This window comes from Sphingobacterium sp. SG20118 (assembly GCF_044740685.1).
In the GTDB taxonomy this organism is placed as follows: Bacteria; Bacteroidota; Bacteroidia; order Sphingobacteriales; family Sphingobacteriaceae; genus Sphingobacterium.
Genome location: NZ_CP172826.1, coordinates 3,920,665 through 3,937,023 on the forward strand (window position 1 = coordinate 3,920,665; position 16,359 = coordinate 3,937,023).

General features: G+C 38.5%; 17 protein-coding genes. All 17 read right to left on the reverse strand.

What is annotated here, in order from left to right; genetic code table 11:
- Positions 1–15: 15 nt before the first annotated feature.
- The gene (locus tag ACFX5U_RS18055) at positions 16–1,314 is read right to left on the reverse strand and encodes a bifunctional folylpolyglutamate synthase/dihydrofolate synthase (RefSeq protein WP_400261646.1); all 1,299 of its coding nucleotides are present in this window, start codon (positions 1,312–1,314) and stop codon (positions 16–18) included.
- Positions 1,315–1,326: 12 nt separating this feature from the next.
- Positions 1,327–2,154, reverse strand: a complete 828-nt coding sequence (locus tag ACFX5U_RS18060; protein WP_280565571.1) for an energy transducer TonB — start codon at positions 2,152–2,154, stop codon at positions 1,327–1,329.
- Between the two features lie 62 nt (positions 2,155–2,216).
- Positions 2,217–2,624, reverse strand: a complete 408-nt coding sequence (locus tag ACFX5U_RS18065) for a biopolymer transporter ExbD (RefSeq protein ID WP_038700768.1) — start codon at positions 2,622–2,624, stop codon at positions 2,217–2,219.
- A 43-nt stretch (positions 2,625–2,667) separates the two neighbouring features.
- The gene (locus ACFX5U_RS18070; RefSeq protein WP_280565569.1) at positions 2,668–3,369 is read right to left on the reverse strand and encodes a MotA/TolQ/ExbB proton channel family protein; all 702 of its coding nucleotides are present in this window, start codon (positions 3,367–3,369) and stop codon (positions 2,668–2,670) included.
- A 34-nt stretch (positions 3,370–3,403) separates the two neighbouring features.
- Complete coding sequence (locus tag ACFX5U_RS18075; RefSeq protein ID WP_400261647.1) at positions 3,404–3,595, reverse strand: SPOR domain-containing protein; 192 nt, start codon at positions 3,593–3,595, stop codon at positions 3,404–3,406.
- Positions 3,564–4,598, reverse strand: coding sequence for a hypothetical protein (locus ACFX5U_RS18080; protein WP_400261648.1), 1,035 nt, complete (start codon positions 4,596–4,598; stop codon positions 3,564–3,566). The genes ACFX5U_RS18075 and ACFX5U_RS18080 overlap by 32 nt, the downstream gene beginning before the upstream one ends.
- Positions 4,599–4,641: 43 nt before the next feature.
- Positions 4,642–6,378 carry a hypothetical protein gene (locus ACFX5U_RS18085; RefSeq protein WP_400261649.1) on the reverse strand — a complete coding sequence of 579 codons (1,737 nt, stop codon included), beginning with the start codon at positions 6,376–6,378 and terminating at the stop codon, positions 4,642–4,644.
- A 6-nt stretch (positions 6,379–6,384) separates the two neighbouring features.
- On the reverse strand, positions 6,385–7,650 hold the full coding sequence (locus ACFX5U_RS18090) for a tetratricopeptide repeat protein (protein WP_400261650.1): 1,266 nt from the start codon (positions 7,648–7,650) through the stop codon (positions 6,385–6,387).
- Positions 7,604–9,421 (reverse strand): tetratricopeptide repeat protein, encoded by a 1,818-nt coding sequence (locus ACFX5U_RS18095; protein WP_400261651.1) that lies wholly within the window; start codon positions 9,419–9,421, stop codon positions 7,604–7,606. Before ACFX5U_RS18095 ends, ACFX5U_RS18090 begins: the two co-directional genes overlap by 47 nt.
- A gap of 241 nt (positions 9,422–9,662) precedes the next feature.
- Positions 9,663–10,601 (reverse strand): aspartate carbamoyltransferase catalytic subunit, encoded by a 939-nt coding sequence (locus tag ACFX5U_RS18100; protein WP_280565566.1) that lies wholly within the window; start codon positions 10,599–10,601, stop codon positions 9,663–9,665.
- A gap of 27 nt (positions 10,602–10,628) precedes the next feature.
- On the reverse strand, positions 10,629–11,177 hold the full coding sequence (pyrR, locus tag ACFX5U_RS18105) for a bifunctional pyr operon transcriptional regulator/uracil phosphoribosyltransferase PyrR (RefSeq protein ID WP_038700779.1): 549 nt from the start codon (positions 11,175–11,177) through the stop codon (positions 10,629–10,631).
- Positions 11,178–11,407: 230 nt separating this feature from the next.
- Positions 11,408–12,016 (reverse strand): APC family permease, encoded by a 609-nt coding sequence (locus ACFX5U_RS18110; RefSeq protein ID WP_400261652.1) that lies wholly within the window; start codon positions 12,014–12,016, stop codon positions 11,408–11,410.
- Complete coding sequence (locus ACFX5U_RS18115; protein WP_400261653.1) at positions 11,994–12,800, reverse strand: APC family permease; 807 nt, start codon at positions 12,798–12,800, stop codon at positions 11,994–11,996. Before ACFX5U_RS18115 ends, ACFX5U_RS18110 begins: the two co-directional genes overlap by 23 nt.
- Before the next feature lie 227 nt (positions 12,801–13,027).
- Positions 13,028–13,468, reverse strand: a complete 441-nt coding sequence (locus ACFX5U_RS18120) for a carboxymuconolactone decarboxylase family protein (protein WP_038700794.1) — start codon at positions 13,466–13,468, stop codon at positions 13,028–13,030.
- Between the two features lie 227 nt (positions 13,469–13,695).
- Positions 13,696–14,328 carry a gluconate 2-dehydrogenase subunit 3 family protein gene (locus ACFX5U_RS18125; RefSeq protein ID WP_280565563.1) on the reverse strand — a complete coding sequence of 211 codons (633 nt, stop codon included), beginning with the start codon at positions 14,326–14,328 and terminating at the stop codon, positions 13,696–13,698.
- A 5-nt stretch (positions 14,329–14,333) separates the two neighbouring features.
- The gene (locus ACFX5U_RS18130) at positions 14,334–15,713 is read right to left on the reverse strand and encodes a GMC oxidoreductase (RefSeq protein WP_400261654.1); all 1,380 of its coding nucleotides are present in this window, start codon (positions 15,711–15,713) and stop codon (positions 14,334–14,336) included.
- Positions 15,700–16,071, reverse strand: coding sequence for an FAD-binding protein (locus tag ACFX5U_RS18135; protein WP_400261655.1), 372 nt, complete (start codon positions 16,069–16,071; stop codon positions 15,700–15,702). Before ACFX5U_RS18135 ends, ACFX5U_RS18130 begins: the two co-directional genes overlap by 14 nt.
- Between the last annotated feature and the right edge of the window lie 288 nt (positions 16,072–16,359).

A 16,359-nucleotide genomic window follows, 5' to 3' on the forward strand; every position in this document is an offset into this window, starting at 1 on the left:
CCATCCTAAAATCAGCTATTTCATGTAAGCGAGAACTTCGGATACTACGAAATTACTTCCTCCGACAAAGATGAGATCCCCATCTTGATAGGCTTCTTTGGCGGCATCAAAAGCTTTTGTCACCGGACCATAGGCCGCCCCTTTTAATCCCAATTGATGAGCTGCTGCTGCCAACTCCTCCGAAGGCATTGCTCTTGGCATATCCGGATTACTAAAATAATATCGTGCGTCTTTCGGTAATAAAGGTAGCATATGTCCCAGATCTTTATCCTTCATGGCTCCGATTACAAAATGTAATTGTTTGAATGAAGTTTGTGCTAGATTTTTCAACACCTCTCTTATCCCATCTTCATTATGACCGGTATCGCAAATAATAAACGGATCTTGACCAAGTGTTTGCCAACGACCTTGTAGCCCTGTAAAGGATTGTACTTTGCTCAAACCGCTCTTAATCGCTTCGAGTGGTATCGCATACCCTAACGTACGTATTTTATCGAGTACGCTTAGCACGCCCAATATATTTTTTGCTTGATAAGTACCTTTTAGATCCAATGCATATTGTTCTGTATTTCCCTGCAAGTCGGATACAGTAATCGCTAGATGATCTTGGTTGACGGCTTGAATGACAGATTGCAATTTTTGAGAAGCAAACTCAAGCTGAGCATTTTCCTTTTTTGCCTTTTCAATGAATATAGGAGCCGTCTCGACGTTATACTCCGAAACAATAACTGGCGTATCTTTTTTAATGATTCCCGCTTTCTCGAAAGCAATTTCTCCCAATGTATTTCCCAACATATTCATATGGTCAAAACCAATATTTGTAATTAAGGAAACGAGCGGCTGTATCACATTGGTAGAATCTAGGCGTCCTCCCAGACCAACTTCAATAATCGCTATATCTACTTGTTGTTTTGCAAAGAAATCAAAAGCCATTGCGACGGTCACTTCAAAGAAAGAAGGTTGAATCTGTTCGATCAATGCAAAATGGGTGTTGACAAAATCGACAACAAACTGCTGATCGACCATTTGTCCATCAACACGGATACGTTCTCGAAAATCCAATAAATGCGGTGAAGTGTACAGGGCAGTTTTATACCCCGCTTCGGAAAATACAGATGCCAACATATGGGATGAAGACCCTTTACCGTTTGTTCCTGCGATATGAATGGATTTGAATTTATGTTGCGGATTGCCCAGCGCTTGAAGTAACGCGAGTGTATTATCTAAATCCTTCTTATATGCGGATGCCCCGTCACGGGTAAACATAGGTAATCGAGCATACAAATACTCGATTACCTCATTAAAATTATGCATTGACACTAAATTTTATCTTAACTTAAAATTGAATACAATTCTTCCTGTTTGAGAGTCAGGTGCATTTGGCAATTGATTCAAGCGAGCTCCACGAACAGCTCTTTCACATTTCTCCAATAAACCTGGATCGGTGATGGTTGTACCTTTCACTCCTGCACGTGCATAAATGATGACACCAGCTTGGTTCACACGAAACTCAACGGCAACTTTACCTGCTTGCTGTCCTTTATCATCGATTTGAGGTCTCTGTGTAAAGCTTCTATTTTCGATAGAAAGCATCATGTTTCCGTCGCCAGAACCACCTTCACCATAATTACTGGCTAAAGGATCTCCAAGTTTACTTCCTTGGTTTCCAGGTACTGTGCCGGTACCATCGCCTGATCCCGTACCGTTATTCTTTTTGCCTTTATAAAGCGCATTCGAATTTACAGCAGGTTTACTATCCTTCACTTCTTTGGTTGTTTCAGGAGCTACGGTCTTTACAGGTTTTGAAGCCTTTGTTACAACAGGAGCATCCTCCACATCTTGAGTCACAACTGCTTTATCAGCAACCTGTTGTGAAGGTGTCGGGGTTGGTATTTCTTCAGGAACGACGCGATCGGGCTTGACATTATTGGCATTCGGATCTACAGAAGGTTCTTCAACACTCATGTAATCTTCTCCCATACCTTCCTCTGCTGTACCGTAATTCACAATCATACCTCCCATACCGTATTCCTCAGGTGTTTTGGTACCAAAAATGATAAAGAAACTTATCAGTACCAAAATCCCCATTATAGCAGTAGCGATCCCTAATGCTTTGGGGAAGTTATTTTCCTCGTGTTGAAGATGGTAAGCCATGTAATATATCTCCTATTTCTTTAAATTTAGAACATTAAACTTGTTAAAAGTTTAATGTTCTTTTAATCTTTCTTTGGTTCAGTCGCCAAGACAACTTTTATTTTCAAGCGGTTGGCAATATCCATCACCGAAATAACATTTTGGATAGGGACAGTATTGTCCACATACATCATGATGGTCAATTCCTCTCCTGTTTTCATTTGCGATTGGATCGCTGCTTCTAATGCTTCATACGGCACAACAGCCTTTTCAACATGATAAGCTAAATCCGATGTAATGGAAACCGTCAATGTTTTTTTCGATACCGACTGTTCTCCTGCACTAGATTTCGGAAGCAGTAGCTTCACGACCTGTGGATTGGAAACAGCAGATGCCAACAAAAAGAATAACATCAAGAAGAACATGATGTCGTTCAATGCTGAAGTATGTACTTCTGCTGCTGGTTTATTTTTTCTACTTCTTAGATTCATTATACGAAATTTTAATTGATTAATTAGCTATACGACCGGACGATTATACGCCTGGCTCATCTAATAAATCAATAAATTCAACTGCATCAGTCTCCATGCGTAAAATTAAACGCTCCACCATCATGTTTAAGATATGGTAACCAATATACGCTACAATACCAACTGTAAGACCTGATGCTGAAGTCACCATCTTCACGTAAAGTCCTCCAGATACGGAACCGATATCGATACCACCTGCCATCTCTACTTCATGGAAAATCGTAATTACCCCAAAAATAGTTCCTACGAAACCAAGCATGGGTGCAATACCTGCGATAATCCCTAGAATATTGATATTCTTTTCCAATTTCGCAACTTCGAGTTTTCCTACGTTTTCAATAGCCCCTTCAATATCTTTGATTGGACGTCCCACACGTAGCAATCCTTTTTGCAACATGCGTCCTAGAGCAGAATGGCTTGAACGGCAAACGGCCAAAGCGGCATCCAATTTTCCTGAAAGCACACTTGCTTTTACTTGAGACATTAAGGAAACATCATATTTCGCAGCTTTACGAATAGTCAGAAAACGCTCAAAAAAGATGATTAAACCAATAAAAAACAAAAGTATGATGGGTACCATGATCCATCCTCCTTTCATCATCATTTGGATTAAACTCAAATTCTCTTCTTTTACTACAGGAACCGCTTGTTGTGCTGCTTGATTAATGGTGTCCAAAAGATTGCTGTCGCTTTGAATCAATGACATAATAATTTATAATTTTAAAATTGTTTATATTAGACTATTTTGATATTTTCTCAACCCATGCTCCAGGGAAGGTTTTCACGACAGTTGCCTGATCACGATCTGCTTCTTCTTTCGACATATAGGTATTCCAAATCACCCGTTTTTTATTCTTTTTAAATTTGCTATCTATCGCACGTACTGTCGTATAGCCTTTTTTACGCAACCTGGCCACTTCTTCTGCCGCCAATTCCATTGACTTCGGAGTCGCGATGACCAATTGATAATTGGGATGTGCTACCGGCACTGACTCCTTCACTAACAACTGGGCTTCCGGTTTCTTGTTTCACAACCACTGCTTGGGCAGTACTATCCACTTGTAAGCTATCCACTGTTAAAACAGAATCTTGATTCATTAATTGTGTACTGTCTACTTTCGGTAGGGTATCAACCGGTGCTGCAACAATAGGTGCAACAACTTTTTGCTTTCCGAACAATTGGTCCTTCAATGCTGGATTGAGCATGAAAGCGACTATAACCGAAACCACAATGATAATAGCAGCAGAAATATAATACCAGACTGCATTTGATTTGGTATTTCCGTGCTCATAGCTATCAAAAGACTCTTGTCCTACGGGGGCCTCTTCAGCAATTACTGGAGTTTCAGCCTCAATACCAGTCACCTCATTTGCTACTGTTGGTACTTCTACCACTATCGGCACGATTTCCTCTTCTGCTACCGTATCTGCTACGGGTTTTTCTTCTGCTATTATTTCCGTAACAGTTTGCTCTTTTTCAACAGGAACAGCTGCAATAATTTCCTCCAATTCACGATCAGGAATAACAGTTTCAATCTCCGCGACAGCAACGTGTCTTATGGGTTCAAAATTGAATCCTGATAGATCCAACGGTTTGAAAACTAAGCTAGAGCCGTAACTCACGATATGACCTAGATCTTCTAGTTTAGCTTGTCCGTTTTGAATCAGCTGATCCTTTAAATCGGCTACCGCATCTTGCAAAACTTGCGTTGCGGCATCTTGATTTAAATTTTGTTGCTGTTGTATATAATGAATAAAGTTAAATCCATTCTCACCTGCTGCATCAAATTCTACATAAGAAATTGGTGGCAAAAACAAGTCTCGCTGCTTATCGAACTGTGCAGCTGAATGTTTTCTTTTGAACACCCCCAAGCCCTTAACGTAAACTTCTGCGTAACGCTTTAATAGATTATTGATGTTTTTCCCTAAATTCATTCTTGTTCCTTATTTGCTTACGCAAAGTTATCATCTTCTTGTATTAAAAAGAAAAGTTTATACCGCCAATTACATTAAATCCTAAACGAGGATAGTATAAGTAACGTTCGTATTCTGTTCCAAAGATATTATTTGCCTTTACAAAAATCCCCAATTGTTTTTTAATGCGGTATTCAGCCCCAGCATTGAAATCTGCAAAAGAAGGAATCGTTACTTTAGAACGAGTAGGTGAACGATCTGTCTGGCTATTATAAGTATATGCCAATGCAGAAGTTTCTCCTTGTGTCGATAACTCGGCATCTACAAAGAATTTATCCGAAATATTAAATCTAGCATTAGCTAAGAAGCGGAATTTTGGTAATGACCATGCTTCTTCCGTATCTTTTACTTTATAATCATCGATATTCAGTTTACCTCCTAAGTTTACCAATTGCGACAGGCGGATATTGATTTCACCTTCTAGGCCAAAATGAGTAGCCTTACTTGAATAGCCATCATACATCACGTCGAATTTGTATGGTACAAATCCACCGTTTGAAGCGACCTCATCACTATTGACAAATAGTGCAAGTCCTTCTAACTGTTTGTAAAAGGCTTTTACCTTATACCCAAAGTTAGCTCCTGCATTTCCTTTTAGACCTGCATATACATGCAATTTCTCTAAGGTATTACGCACATCGATATTGCTATTTAAATACGGGTTTTCCTTAGCAAAAGTGCGTAAAGACCCTTGTTTAACGCCACCATTTGCTCCTGCAAATAAGTATACATACTGTGGCACTACAGCAAAATCTGCTTCTACAGTTGGGAACACATTAAAACGGCTGGTATCACCAAACTCCGAAACCAAATTGGCTCCTAAAGTCACGTTATAATGATCACCTTTGAATCTGATGTATGGGTTGACGGATGCAACATGATTTTTAGTCGGATTTACATCATCAACAGAATTGAAGCTAGCACTTAGGTTAGCACCCACATTGAAGGTATTAACCTTCTTGTTGACATGCCCCGACAACGCAAATGAATTTTCCTTTGCATTATATTTATCTTTAAATAAGTAGGCATCTGCCTTCGCCGAATAGCTGACAGCTCCTTCTTGGTTAACATCTGTATTACTGGTCAATTCACCATTAAAATAGATATCATTAAAAGCTTGCGCTTCTGGAGATGGGTTTAATAAATTTGCGTTACCATCAAACACTTGACCATAGAAATTGGTCGAATAACGGTTGTACCCTAAGGTACCGTTCACGGTAACAGGGTCATAAACACGACGGCCAAAAATACCGATATCTTGTGTTGCAAATTTTTGACCTTCTAAGCTCCCTTTTTGGTTCAGGTGTTTTGCAAATAAACCAAAACGTGTATTCTCATACCGATCTACTGCTAAATAGGCTTCGCCGAGAATGGTATTGTAATTCCCTACACCAAATTTAACATAATTACTCGTCTGATCGGCTAATTGAGAAAAAGGTAAATCCTTTACATTTAACTCCCTTAATCCCGTATTGATATCGAGTTTTTTATCTGTTATATTCGTATAGGTCAATTTAGGCTGATATTCTCTTTTATTGGTCATATCAGGACTACGACGGATTTTTACCGCATCTGCAAGAATAGGTTTATAATCACGTACGACATCAAAAGAATCGATGGTCACTGGCGTTGCAGGATCAACTTTCTTTGGTGTTTCTTGTGCAAAGGAGTGCATTCCAGCTCCCAATAACAAGGTTGCTAATGTATATTTCTTCACTGTTGTATTGTGCAACTTCTTCATTATTTCCTATTTCTTTTTGTTCAATTTTTCTAAACGAGAATTTGCTGCTGGCAAAATATCGTCATTACCGTCATAATTCTCTATCACACTTTCTAGCGTAGACTTCGCTTGGAAGTTATCACCTTTACCAATATAGGCATCGGCCATCAAGATAAAGCTTTTCGCTACCCAGTAATCATATGATGAAAACGAATCAGAAACATCAAAAGCAGATTTGATTGCAGTTTCATAATCTTTGTTTTCATACTGCATCACTGCCACGTTATAACGCGCTTCTGCACCGATAACCGTACGACTTTTTAGTGCCGCTAAATTAAACTCTTTTAAGGCTTCGGCACGCTTGTTTTGTTTCAAATAAGCTTTACCTGCGTACAATGAAGCATTTGCGATTTCCTCTTCTGAAGATTTTTCATAATTCCTAACCGCATTTGTGTAATTCAAGGCTTCTTTATAATCGCCTATCTCAAAATAGCTAACCATGAGGTTATTGATTGCATAACTGTAATTGGACTTATATTCGGAAGTCAATTCTAATTTTTTCAACAATTGAGTTGCCTCATTGTATTTCTTTTGTTTCAAATACAAACGCGATACGCTCACTAAAGTACGTTCGGTATAAGCACTTGTCCAATCGTTTAAGATGATATTGTAATCGTGTAAAGCTTCATCGGTATGACCTAAAGCAGCATTACTTTCGGCACGGATAAATCGGGCATATTTTTCCTGAATAGGTTTTGGAAATTTATCGAAATACGCATTCACCGCTTCAACTGCTCCTTGATAGTTTGACCTTGAAAACAACGTTGTCGCAGTAGAGAATGTACGGCTATCCTGTTCAGATGTGGTCAGGTTACCGATATTCGTTCCTGTTGCGTACTTGATATATCCGGTTGCATCGCTATTATCCAAATAAATATTCTCAATGGAGCGCATCGCTTGTTTCGCCTCGTCTGTCGTTGCATATTGATCAACAACACGTTGGAAAGTTTTTAATGCCGCTTCGTTGTTATCTTGATTATATTGAACCAAACCGATCGTCACCAAAGCACGCGGTACATAACTACTACGTGGATATTTCTCTACCATCGTTTGCAGTCCAGCAATCGCTTGATCATGCTGTCCCATCAAGAAATACGTGTAAGGGATCTCGAATGAAACGTCATCAGCATAGTTTGAAGTCGGGTATTTAGCAATTACAGAATTTAACGTTGCTATTTTAGCATCGTTATTTCCTTGTAACCCTTGAATGATCCCGCGTTGGAAACAACGCATAATCCTGACTTGCTGCTTTAGCATTGATCAACTTATCATATTGCACCATGGCTTTACCATAGTTCTTAGCTGAGAAATAAGAGTCTCCCAATCTTGCAACAGCGTCATTACGGGTATTTAACTCGATACCTTTGGTGCCTCCTGTTGCTAAAAAGCGTTCAAAATAGTTTGCCGCCGTATTATAATTTGCATTTCTAAATGCAGCATATGCTAGGGCATAATTGGCATAGTTGTACACATCGGTCTTACTTGCAGCAGGTAAACGTAAGAATTTATTGAAATTAGTGACCGCTTCACCATATTTACGGACTTCATACATGGCTTCAGCTTTCCAATATGTCGTCAATGCATATATTTCTTCGTCATAGCGATTCGCTTCCGAACGCATGAATAAGGAAATGGCGTTTTCAAAAGCACGCTCGTTATAATATTCGAGACCTCTATAGTAAGTTACTTTTTGATAGGCAACGTTCGCTTCTTTTCCTCTTTTTTGTATCGTTTCTAGGATATCTACGGCTTCACGATAATTTTTTGTACTCAACAATACTTCAGCCAACAATGTTTTAGCTTCTTCTTGACGCTTTGAACTTGGATAAGTTTTCAAATATTCTTGCGTCGATGCTAATGCTACTTGGTGAAATTCCAACTCATAAGAAAGTTTCGCATAATTGAACAATCCTTCTTCTTGTAAGTCTTTATCAAAGTCTAATTTTGATGCCTTGAAAAATGCATTACGTGCAGCTTGCTTATTTCCTTTTTTCAAGAATGCATCTCCTAACGTAATCATTGCACTTTGATAATAGGCATCTGGATCGGTCATTTTCTCCAATTCTGTAATAGCCTTATCGTAATCTTTCAATTTATAGGCGATATAACCGATTTGGTAACTATCCTGATTGTTTTGAGTCTTTCCTTGATCTTGAGCTTGGAACTTATCGTAATAGTTTTTGGATGATTTTAAATCTCCTTTGATAAAGTATGTAGCCGCAACAATACGAAACATATCTGTTTCATTCTCTTGTTTGGTACTTTGCAAAATAGGGAGTGCATAATCCAAAACATCATCATAACGTTTATCCAAAAAATACAATGCTGTGATGTAATACGGATAACTCGTTTCAAATGTTTTTGAACCGTTCAAACGTTCAAATTCATTTAATGCTGTTTTATATTCTGCATCTAGATAGCACAGGTAAGCGTGGTAATAGATAGCAGCTTCTTGATATTCTGACCTTTGATCTTTAAGCGCTTCAAATAATGGTTTAGCAGCTGTATAATCTTTGGTTGTAAAATAAGCGTAACCCAATTTGAAGCGGTACTCGATACTTTCTTTACCTGCAAGATTTTTGCTATCAATCTTGGTAAACCATTCAATTGCTTTCACATAGTCTTTCTTAGCATAGTACGATTTTCCAATTTGAAAATATGCTGCCTTCGCATTCGCACTCGCTGGATAGTCTTTGATGTATTTCAAAAATTGAGCTTCGGCATCTGTTTCCCCTAACTCTAAAGCACATACTGCCTGAAAATAACGGACATTCTCTTTTAGTAGAGTTAGTTCTTCTGTTTCATCCAATTGTAAACTAGACTTGGTACGTAAGGCTTCCACGCGATTAAATTGTTCGGAAGCAGAGGTGAATTTACCTCTTTCCAACAACTCCATTCCGGATTTATAAGCTTTGTTGATTTGTTGCCATTCTGTTTGCTGTGCTAAAGCTGGTGTCGCCATCAAACTTAGCGCAAACCCTACCTGGTAAATCTTTTTATACATAATATGTGAAATATTTTATACGTTTTATTGTTTTAATTGCGGCTACCTTGCTGAAAAATAGCGAAGTCAATTCCACAGTAATCTTCAAAGTACTAAATTAAGCCTAAAATAAGAAGTTTTGCTCAAAAGTTATTCACAATTGTTAACATTATCAATTCTATAACGTATTTAATACAAAAAAAATATGCCTGATTTAAAAATAAAAAACCAGGCATATTGTTCGGTGGTGACTTATGAAATACTAACCACGTTGTCCCGCCAATAGATATAGTACAGCCATGCGAACTGCAACCCCATTTTCAACTTGATCCAATATAATGGAATGTGAACTATCCGCGACATCGGATGTAATTTCGACCCCTCTGTTGATTGGACCAGGATGCATAATGGTAATTTCTTTATCCAGTGAATCCAATAAGCCTTTATTTAAGCCATAAAGCATAGAATACTCCCGAATGGATGGGAAGTAAGCAATATCTTGTCTTTCCAATTGTATGCGCAACATGTTTGCCACATCGCACCAATTCAAAGCTTTCATCAGGTCATGTTCTACCTTAACCCCTAACGAAGTGATGTACTTCGGAATTAATGTGGTTGGTCCACAAACCATGACTTCTGCACCTTGTTTTTGAAGACATAGGATGTTAGAAAGTGCCACGCGTGAATGTGTAATATCGCCGATAATAGCGACTTTACGTCCTGCTACATCACCGAAACGCTCGCGTATAGAGAATGAATCCAATAAAGCTTGAGTTGGGTGTTCATGTGCTCCATCACCAGCATTTACGATCTGTGCATCCACGTGTTTACTTAAAAACGTTCCTGCTCCTGCATAAGGGTGGCGCATCACGATCATATCGACCTTCATCGCTAATATATTATTAACCGTATCGATTAGGGTCTCCCCTTTGCTTACCGAAGATGATGATGCTGAAAAGTTGACGATATCTGCTGAGAGCCTTTTTTCTGCTAACTCAAATGATAAACGAGTACGTGTTGAATTTTCGAAAAAGACATTTGCGATCGTAATATCACGCAGTGAAGGAACTTTTTTGATTGGCCTATTTAAAATTTCTTTAAAGTTGCTTGCTGTATTTAAAATCAATTGAATATCAGATTCGTTCAAATCTTTGATTCCTAACAAATGACGTGTACTTAATTGTTCAGCTGTTGATGACATTTTATAATGTATTCAGATTTTCTTATTCTATTTTTTATCTGTTACCAAGATGATACTATCTTGATTATCCGACTCCTGCCAGTTCACAATTACTTTCTGTGAATCAATAGAATCTACTTGTATTCCGATATAATCGGGTTGGATGGGAATCTGTCTTGAAAAACGGCGATCCACCAAAACCAATAGTTCCATACGCTCAGCGCGACCGAATGTTTGGATTGCATCCATTGCGGAACGAATGGTTCGACCAGTCCAAAGGACGTCATCCATTAAAATTACCTTTTTACCTTCTACAATAAAATTGATGTTTGTGCTGTTAGCTAAAATGGGACCATCGTTACCTTTTCGACGAAAATCGTCACGATAAAATGTGATATCCAAATCACCACTTAAAATTGATATACCCAACATTTTCTCTAGTTCTTTGACAATGCATTTGGCTAAGAAAGTTCCACGAGGTTGTATACCAATTATAACAGTGTTTGAAAAATCTCCATGATTCTCAATCAATTGACGACAAAGTCTTTGAATGGTAATCTGAAATTTTGGTCCATCTAATAAAATCGACTGTTTCATTAAGGGAATGTTTAAGCAAACGTACTACTTTTTTTGAAAAAATGCGAATAAAAGATGAACTTATTATCGTTCAGTGAAGATCACCTCCTAAATTAAAAAATCAATAAATAAAGGCTTGCTGCAGTAAGTCGTCATTCTGCATTCCTTATTAGCAATAAGAAATAGGGCATTTCCTACATGAACGTGAGGCAAGATTAGCGTTGCAATTGCTTTTTCTGTCTATTAGATGATTACCCCTTTGGCACTACTCGCTTATGAATCAACGCATAGACAGGAAGACCTAATACAATTAAAATAAATCCTGGCCAGGTATATTGTGGTTTATACATAATCAATAAAATACAAAAAGTTGCGCCAATGATCAAATAGGTCAACGGTACAAAGGGGTAACCCGGTATTTTATAAGGGCGTTCCAATTGCGGTTGCTTAATCCGTAGCCAGATGACTGCAAATACGGTAATCATATAGAAAAGAACGATTACAAATGATATCATGTCGAGTAAGTCACCGTACTGACCGCTCAAACACAGCAAAGAAGCCCAGATTCCTTGTAGCCACAAGGAACGTTCCGGTACTTCATATTTATTATTCGGGATAGCCTGCTTCAAAAACAAACCATCTTTAGCCATCCGCTGAAATACACGCGCACCTGAAAGTACAATTCCATTCACGCAGCCAAAGGTTGATATCATAACCAATACTGCCATAATAATGGTTCCGGTTTCTCCCAGTATTTTATGTGCTGTTGCTACGGCTACACGATCATTTACAGCAAATGCTATTTCGTCCCTACTTAACGCAGCAAGATAGACGTAGTTACAAAGCAGATACAATACCATAACCAAGGATGTTTCCGATCACCATAGCGCGCACGACATTTCGTTTTGGGTTTTCGATTTCTCCAGCTACGAATGTCACATTCTCCCAAGCAACACTACTAAAAACAGAACCCACCATCGCTGCTGCAATGCCACCTAAGAGAAGTCCATCATTGATGTTGGTCCATCCCAATCCTTTGAGGTTTTGAAAGGAATCTAGATCATAACTCAGGTTTTCTGAAAAATGGTTTTCTTTGATCATCAACACTCCCCCTACTATCAAAAGTACCAGTGCTATTATTTTTGATGAGGTAAAAAAAGATTGAATGATCTTGCCGCTCCGAACTCCTTTGGTATTGATGAATGTCAGGAGTAGAATAACGACCATCGCCAGTATTTGTATCCAAGTAATCTTAAATGTGCCATTTTCATATAAAGGAGCAGCATCATTTAAGTCTGGAATCAAATATGCAGTGAACTTTCCAAATGCAACCGCAACTGCTGCTATAGTTCCCGTTTGGATCACAGTAAAAAGACTCCAGCCATATAGGAAGCCTGTCATTTTTCCAAAAACTTCGGTTAAGTAAGTATATTGCCCTCCTGCCTTTGGGAATAATGAGGATAATTCACCGTAACAAATAGCGGCAGATACCGTCATGATTGCGGTAATAACCCATACAATTATCATCCACCATCCTGAGCCCAACTGTCGCATCATATCTGATGAAACAATAAAAATTCCACTTCCAATCATAGACCCCATTACAATCATAATGGCATCCCAAAGTTTGAGTTGTCGATTCATATATTTTAGGCTGGTTACCTTTGACAAACTTACAAATATTATTGAATAACAGTGGGTTGACTAAAATAAAATCTGCTATATCTCGGGTCAGATAGCTTATTATATTGCAGGCAGTATGTGGGCAAACTGTTGGTTACAATGATGATCCAAAGGTGTAGATCTTCCATTCATTATGTATTAAAGCAATCTAACTTACGGGTTAGATTGCTTTAATATAAAAAAACTGCTTATTCTGCTATTTTTTTATTTGTGCTAATGGAAATTCTATTCCACGCATTAATGGTGACTATTGCCATAATTATTTGAGCGATATAATTTTCATCAAATAATTTACTGGCTTTTTCATAGGTTAAATCCGAGAGTCCATTTTGATGAATAAAAGTGACCTCCTCCGTCATTGCCAAGATCACTTCCTCTTCTTCTGTAAATAATTCGGACTCCTTCCATGCATTTAGCAAAAATATACGTTGGGCTGTTTCCCCATTCTTCAGGGCTTCTGTAGTATGCATATTGATACAGAATGCACAGCCATTCAATTGAGATGCACGAATTTTAATAAGTTCTAGGTGAGTTTTTGACAGTTGTGAATTTTGAATGAAGCTTTCCAATGAAAACATTGCTTTGTAGGCATTGGGTGTTATTTCTTGAATATTTACTCTATTTTTCATGGATGTATGATTATTGTTTGTATTTATCTCTCTTCAAAGCTATTCTAGCCGTTACTTAATGGATTGTCGCTTGCGCTTTCATCTGTATGTAGTTAAAAGCTACAGATTGTGTTAAACAAACCGATGTAGGGTAAACAAAAAAACACAACAACTGTTTACATAAATAGTCTCATGCATACTGGATAATAAAAATCCCCTTTCAGTTTTAAATCTGAAAGGGGATTCTATTATCCAAAAAATTTGGTGGGATCAAACCCATGTTCTATTAAAACATCATCTGGTACTCCTGTCCAGACTCCGGGGGTATTTCCCTTAAATCCTATGGCTTTCACACCGATTTCGCTGGTATAAAATCCCGAAGAAGTCAGGTTACGCATCAACGAGAAGAAGGCAACTCCTTGTCGCATCTCGGGTCTTGCTAATTCAGGGTATGCAATATCATCCACAAGAGCCAATTGCTCTTGTTGTTTACAATTTACGAAAGCTTGTCCATATCTTTTTTGACATTGTACATCCAACCATTTTAATCCTCCACGCATCGGTATTTTATTATCGGGTAGATCTTTGACGATAAACTCGATAAAATCTGGTACCCCTGCATCCGAAGCACTTCCAGAAGATGCATCTTTAGGGATAATGATATCCGCTAATAATGTGATGGTTGCAAACTCATGTTCATTAAAAAACTTTTCTTCTTGCAAAGCTTTTGTACGTTCATATTCAAAATCCTGTACCCCTGGAAGCTTATCTGCTGTATCTACAGCACTCGTTTTTGTATTATCATTTTTACAGGAGGCTGCCAATAGTCCAGTTCCTGCAGCAATCAGACCTAATGCTTTTAGTGATTCTCTTCTATTCATGAGTCCTAGCTATTTAAGTTTTTCTTTTCTTGTAATATATATTCTGCAGTTCGCATGGATAGGGCTAAAATTGTCCATGTTAAATTTTTATCCCCTTGTTGAACAAACGGTCCTGCATCTACTACATAAAGATTTTTACAGTCATGCGCCTGTCCCCATTTATTCAAAGCAGAAGTTTTCGGATCGTTCCCCATTCGGGTAGTCCCACCTTCATGGATGATTTTTCCAGGTGCTTCTAAACCGTAAAGTGTATCTGCACCAGGAATGGTTGAAGTAACCACAGCACCCATTTCGTACATGACTGATTGAAAAGTTTCCTGCATATGTTTTGCTTGAGCGATTTCCTCATTTGCCCATTTATAATGGAAACGCAATACTGGAATCCCAAACTTGTCGACTTGATTAGGGTCGATTTCACAATAATTATCAATTCTAGCTAATGCAGTTCCTCTTCCTGCCATACCCACATTGGCACCGTAAAAGCTATTATAATCTTGCTTTAACGATTCTCCATATCCACCTAAAGCTTTTTGTTTACCATCGGTTCCTTTAGCATTATTATTCACATTAGGTACCCAATTTAAAAACCCGTAAGAAGGCATATGAAGACCTCCACCGTATTCGATATGGTAGCCACGAGGGAAATTCAATTTCTTATTATCTTCCCACCATGGTGAATAGATATGTACACTTCCTACCCCGTCTTCATTATAACGTTTACGATCTAACAATTGCGGTAAAAAGCCAGAAAGACTAGCACCTGTTGAGTCGTGCAGGTATTTTCCGACAACTCCACTGCTGTTTCCCACACCACCTGGATGCGCCTTAGATTTAGAGTTCAGCATAATACGTGCACTTTCACATGCACTTGCTCCTAAAATTACCGTTTTACCTTTTACGGAGTATTCTTGCATATCTTTCGTATCCACATAAGATACTCCAATGGCAATCCCTTCATCATTTGTCAGTACTTCACGTACCATGGCATTATCAATAACCTTTAGGTTACCTGTATTTATCGCTGGGATGACCAAGCAAGAAGAGGACGAAAAATCGCCATACACTTTACAAGCACGTCCACATTGACCACAGTAAAAACAAGTACCTCTACCTTTTATTTCTTTAGAAACTTCCGTCAATACTGCTCCACGACCTGGAATAACAGGTACACCTGCTTTTTTGGCTCCTTTTGCGATATACAACTCATTCAATCTTGGTTTTGGCGGTTTCATAAAGATACCGTCAGGTTCATTATGGATACCTTCTACGGTTCCGTATATCCCAATCATACGATCGACACGGTCGTAAAATGGTTTGACTTCATCATAAGTAATTGGCCATTCTTCGGTAACGCCATCTTTGGGTTTAAAATCATCGGGTCCCATTCTTAACGATATCCGGCCCCAGTGATTGGTTCGCCCCCCTAACATCCGTGCCCGGAAACCACTCAAAGTCGGTACCTGCTACTTTTGTATAAGGTTCACCTTCTAACTGCCAGCCACCAAATGCAGCGTCAAAATCGCCGAACGGACGGGTAGTCGAAGCACCACGGCGGGGAGATTCCCAAGGCCAGCGTAATTGTAGCGAATCTTTTGCGGGGTCGAAGAAAGGTCCAGCTTCCAACATCAGCACCTTTAGGCCTGCATGTGCTAGGATATATCCTGCCATTCCTCCACCAGCTCCTGATCCAACGACAATAGCATCGTAAACTTCTGAACTCTCCTTTATTTGATAATTTACCATAATTAACTTTTAATATTCTCAAAGCGATACATCCTATCAATAGCTACAGCAGGACCATCCTAAGCTTCAAAATTGTTTGGTTATAATTCCTTGTTGAATGAAAGGACAAATTATCTAAAATACTTGAAATTTCAAAACAATTTTATCGATTTAGCTCTTTGTAAACAAGCCTTTACAATTAAGGAGGCTTTTAGGGTATAGTGACGCCAATACCCTAAAAGTCTCCTTAAAAAAAGAGTATAAAAAAAGAGGCTTACAAAATTTTGCAAGCCTCTTTCTCGTATTTTA

Bases quoted from the DNA above. Each gene is read 5' to 3' on its own strand.
- ACFX5U_RS18130 (WP_400261654.1), bottom strand. From the start codon at position 15,713: ATGGGACCCGATGATTTTAAACCCAAAGATGGCGTTACCGAAGAATGG.
- ACFX5U_RS18125 (WP_280565563.1), bottom strand. From the start codon at position 14,328: ATGAATAGAAGAGAATCACTAAAAGCATTAGGTCTGATTGCTGCAGGA.
- ACFX5U_RS18085 (WP_400261649.1), bottom strand. From the start codon at position 6,378: ATGAAGAAGTTGCACAATACAACAGTGAAGAAATATACATTAGCAACC.
- ACFX5U_RS18120 (WP_038700794.1), bottom strand. From the start codon at position 13,468: ATGAAAAATAGAGTAAATATTCAAGAAATAACACCCAATGCCTACAAA.
- ACFX5U_RS18065 (WP_038700768.1), bottom strand. From the start codon at position 2,624: ATGAATCTAAGAAGTAGAAAAAATAAACCAGCAGCAGAAGTACATACT.
- ACFX5U_RS18095 (WP_400261651.1), bottom strand. From the start codon at position 9,421: ATGTATAAAAAGATTTACCAGGTAGGGTTTGCGCTAAGTTTGATGGCG.
- ACFX5U_RS18135 (WP_400261655.1), bottom strand. From the start codon at position 16,071: ATGGTAAATTATCAAATAAAGGAGAGTTCAGAAGTTTACGATGCTATT.
- ACFX5U_RS18110 (WP_400261652.1), bottom strand. From the start codon at position 12,016: ATGGTATTGTATCTGCTTTGTAACTACGTCTATCTTGCTGCGTTAAGT.
- ACFX5U_RS18080 (WP_400261648.1), bottom strand. From the start codon at position 4,598: ATGAATTTAGGGAAAAACATCAATAATCTATTAAAGCGTTACGCAGAA.
- ACFX5U_RS18090 (WP_400261650.1), bottom strand. From the start codon at position 7,650: ATGCGTTGTTTCCAACGCGGGATCATTCAAGGGTTACAAGGAAATAAC.
- ACFX5U_RS18055 (WP_400261646.1), bottom strand. From the start codon at position 1,314: ATGCATAATTTTAATGAGGTAATCGAGTATTTGTATGCTCGATTACCT.
- ACFX5U_RS18070 (WP_280565569.1), bottom strand. From the start codon at position 3,369: ATGTCATTGATTCAAAGCGACAGCAATCTTTTGGACACCATTAATCAA.
- ACFX5U_RS18100 (WP_280565566.1), bottom strand. From the start codon at position 10,601: ATGTCATCAACAGCTGAACAATTAAGTACACGTCATTTGTTAGGAATC.
- ACFX5U_RS18060 (WP_280565571.1), bottom strand. From the start codon at position 2,154: ATGGCTTACCATCTTCAACACGAGGAAAATAACTTCCCCAAAGCATTA.
- pyrR (WP_038700779.1), bottom strand. From the start codon at position 11,177: ATGAAACAGTCGATTTTATTAGATGGACCAAAATTTCAGATTACCATT.
- ACFX5U_RS18115 (WP_400261653.1), bottom strand. From the start codon at position 12,800: ATGAATCGACAACTCAAACTTTGGGATGCCATTATGATTGTAATGGGG.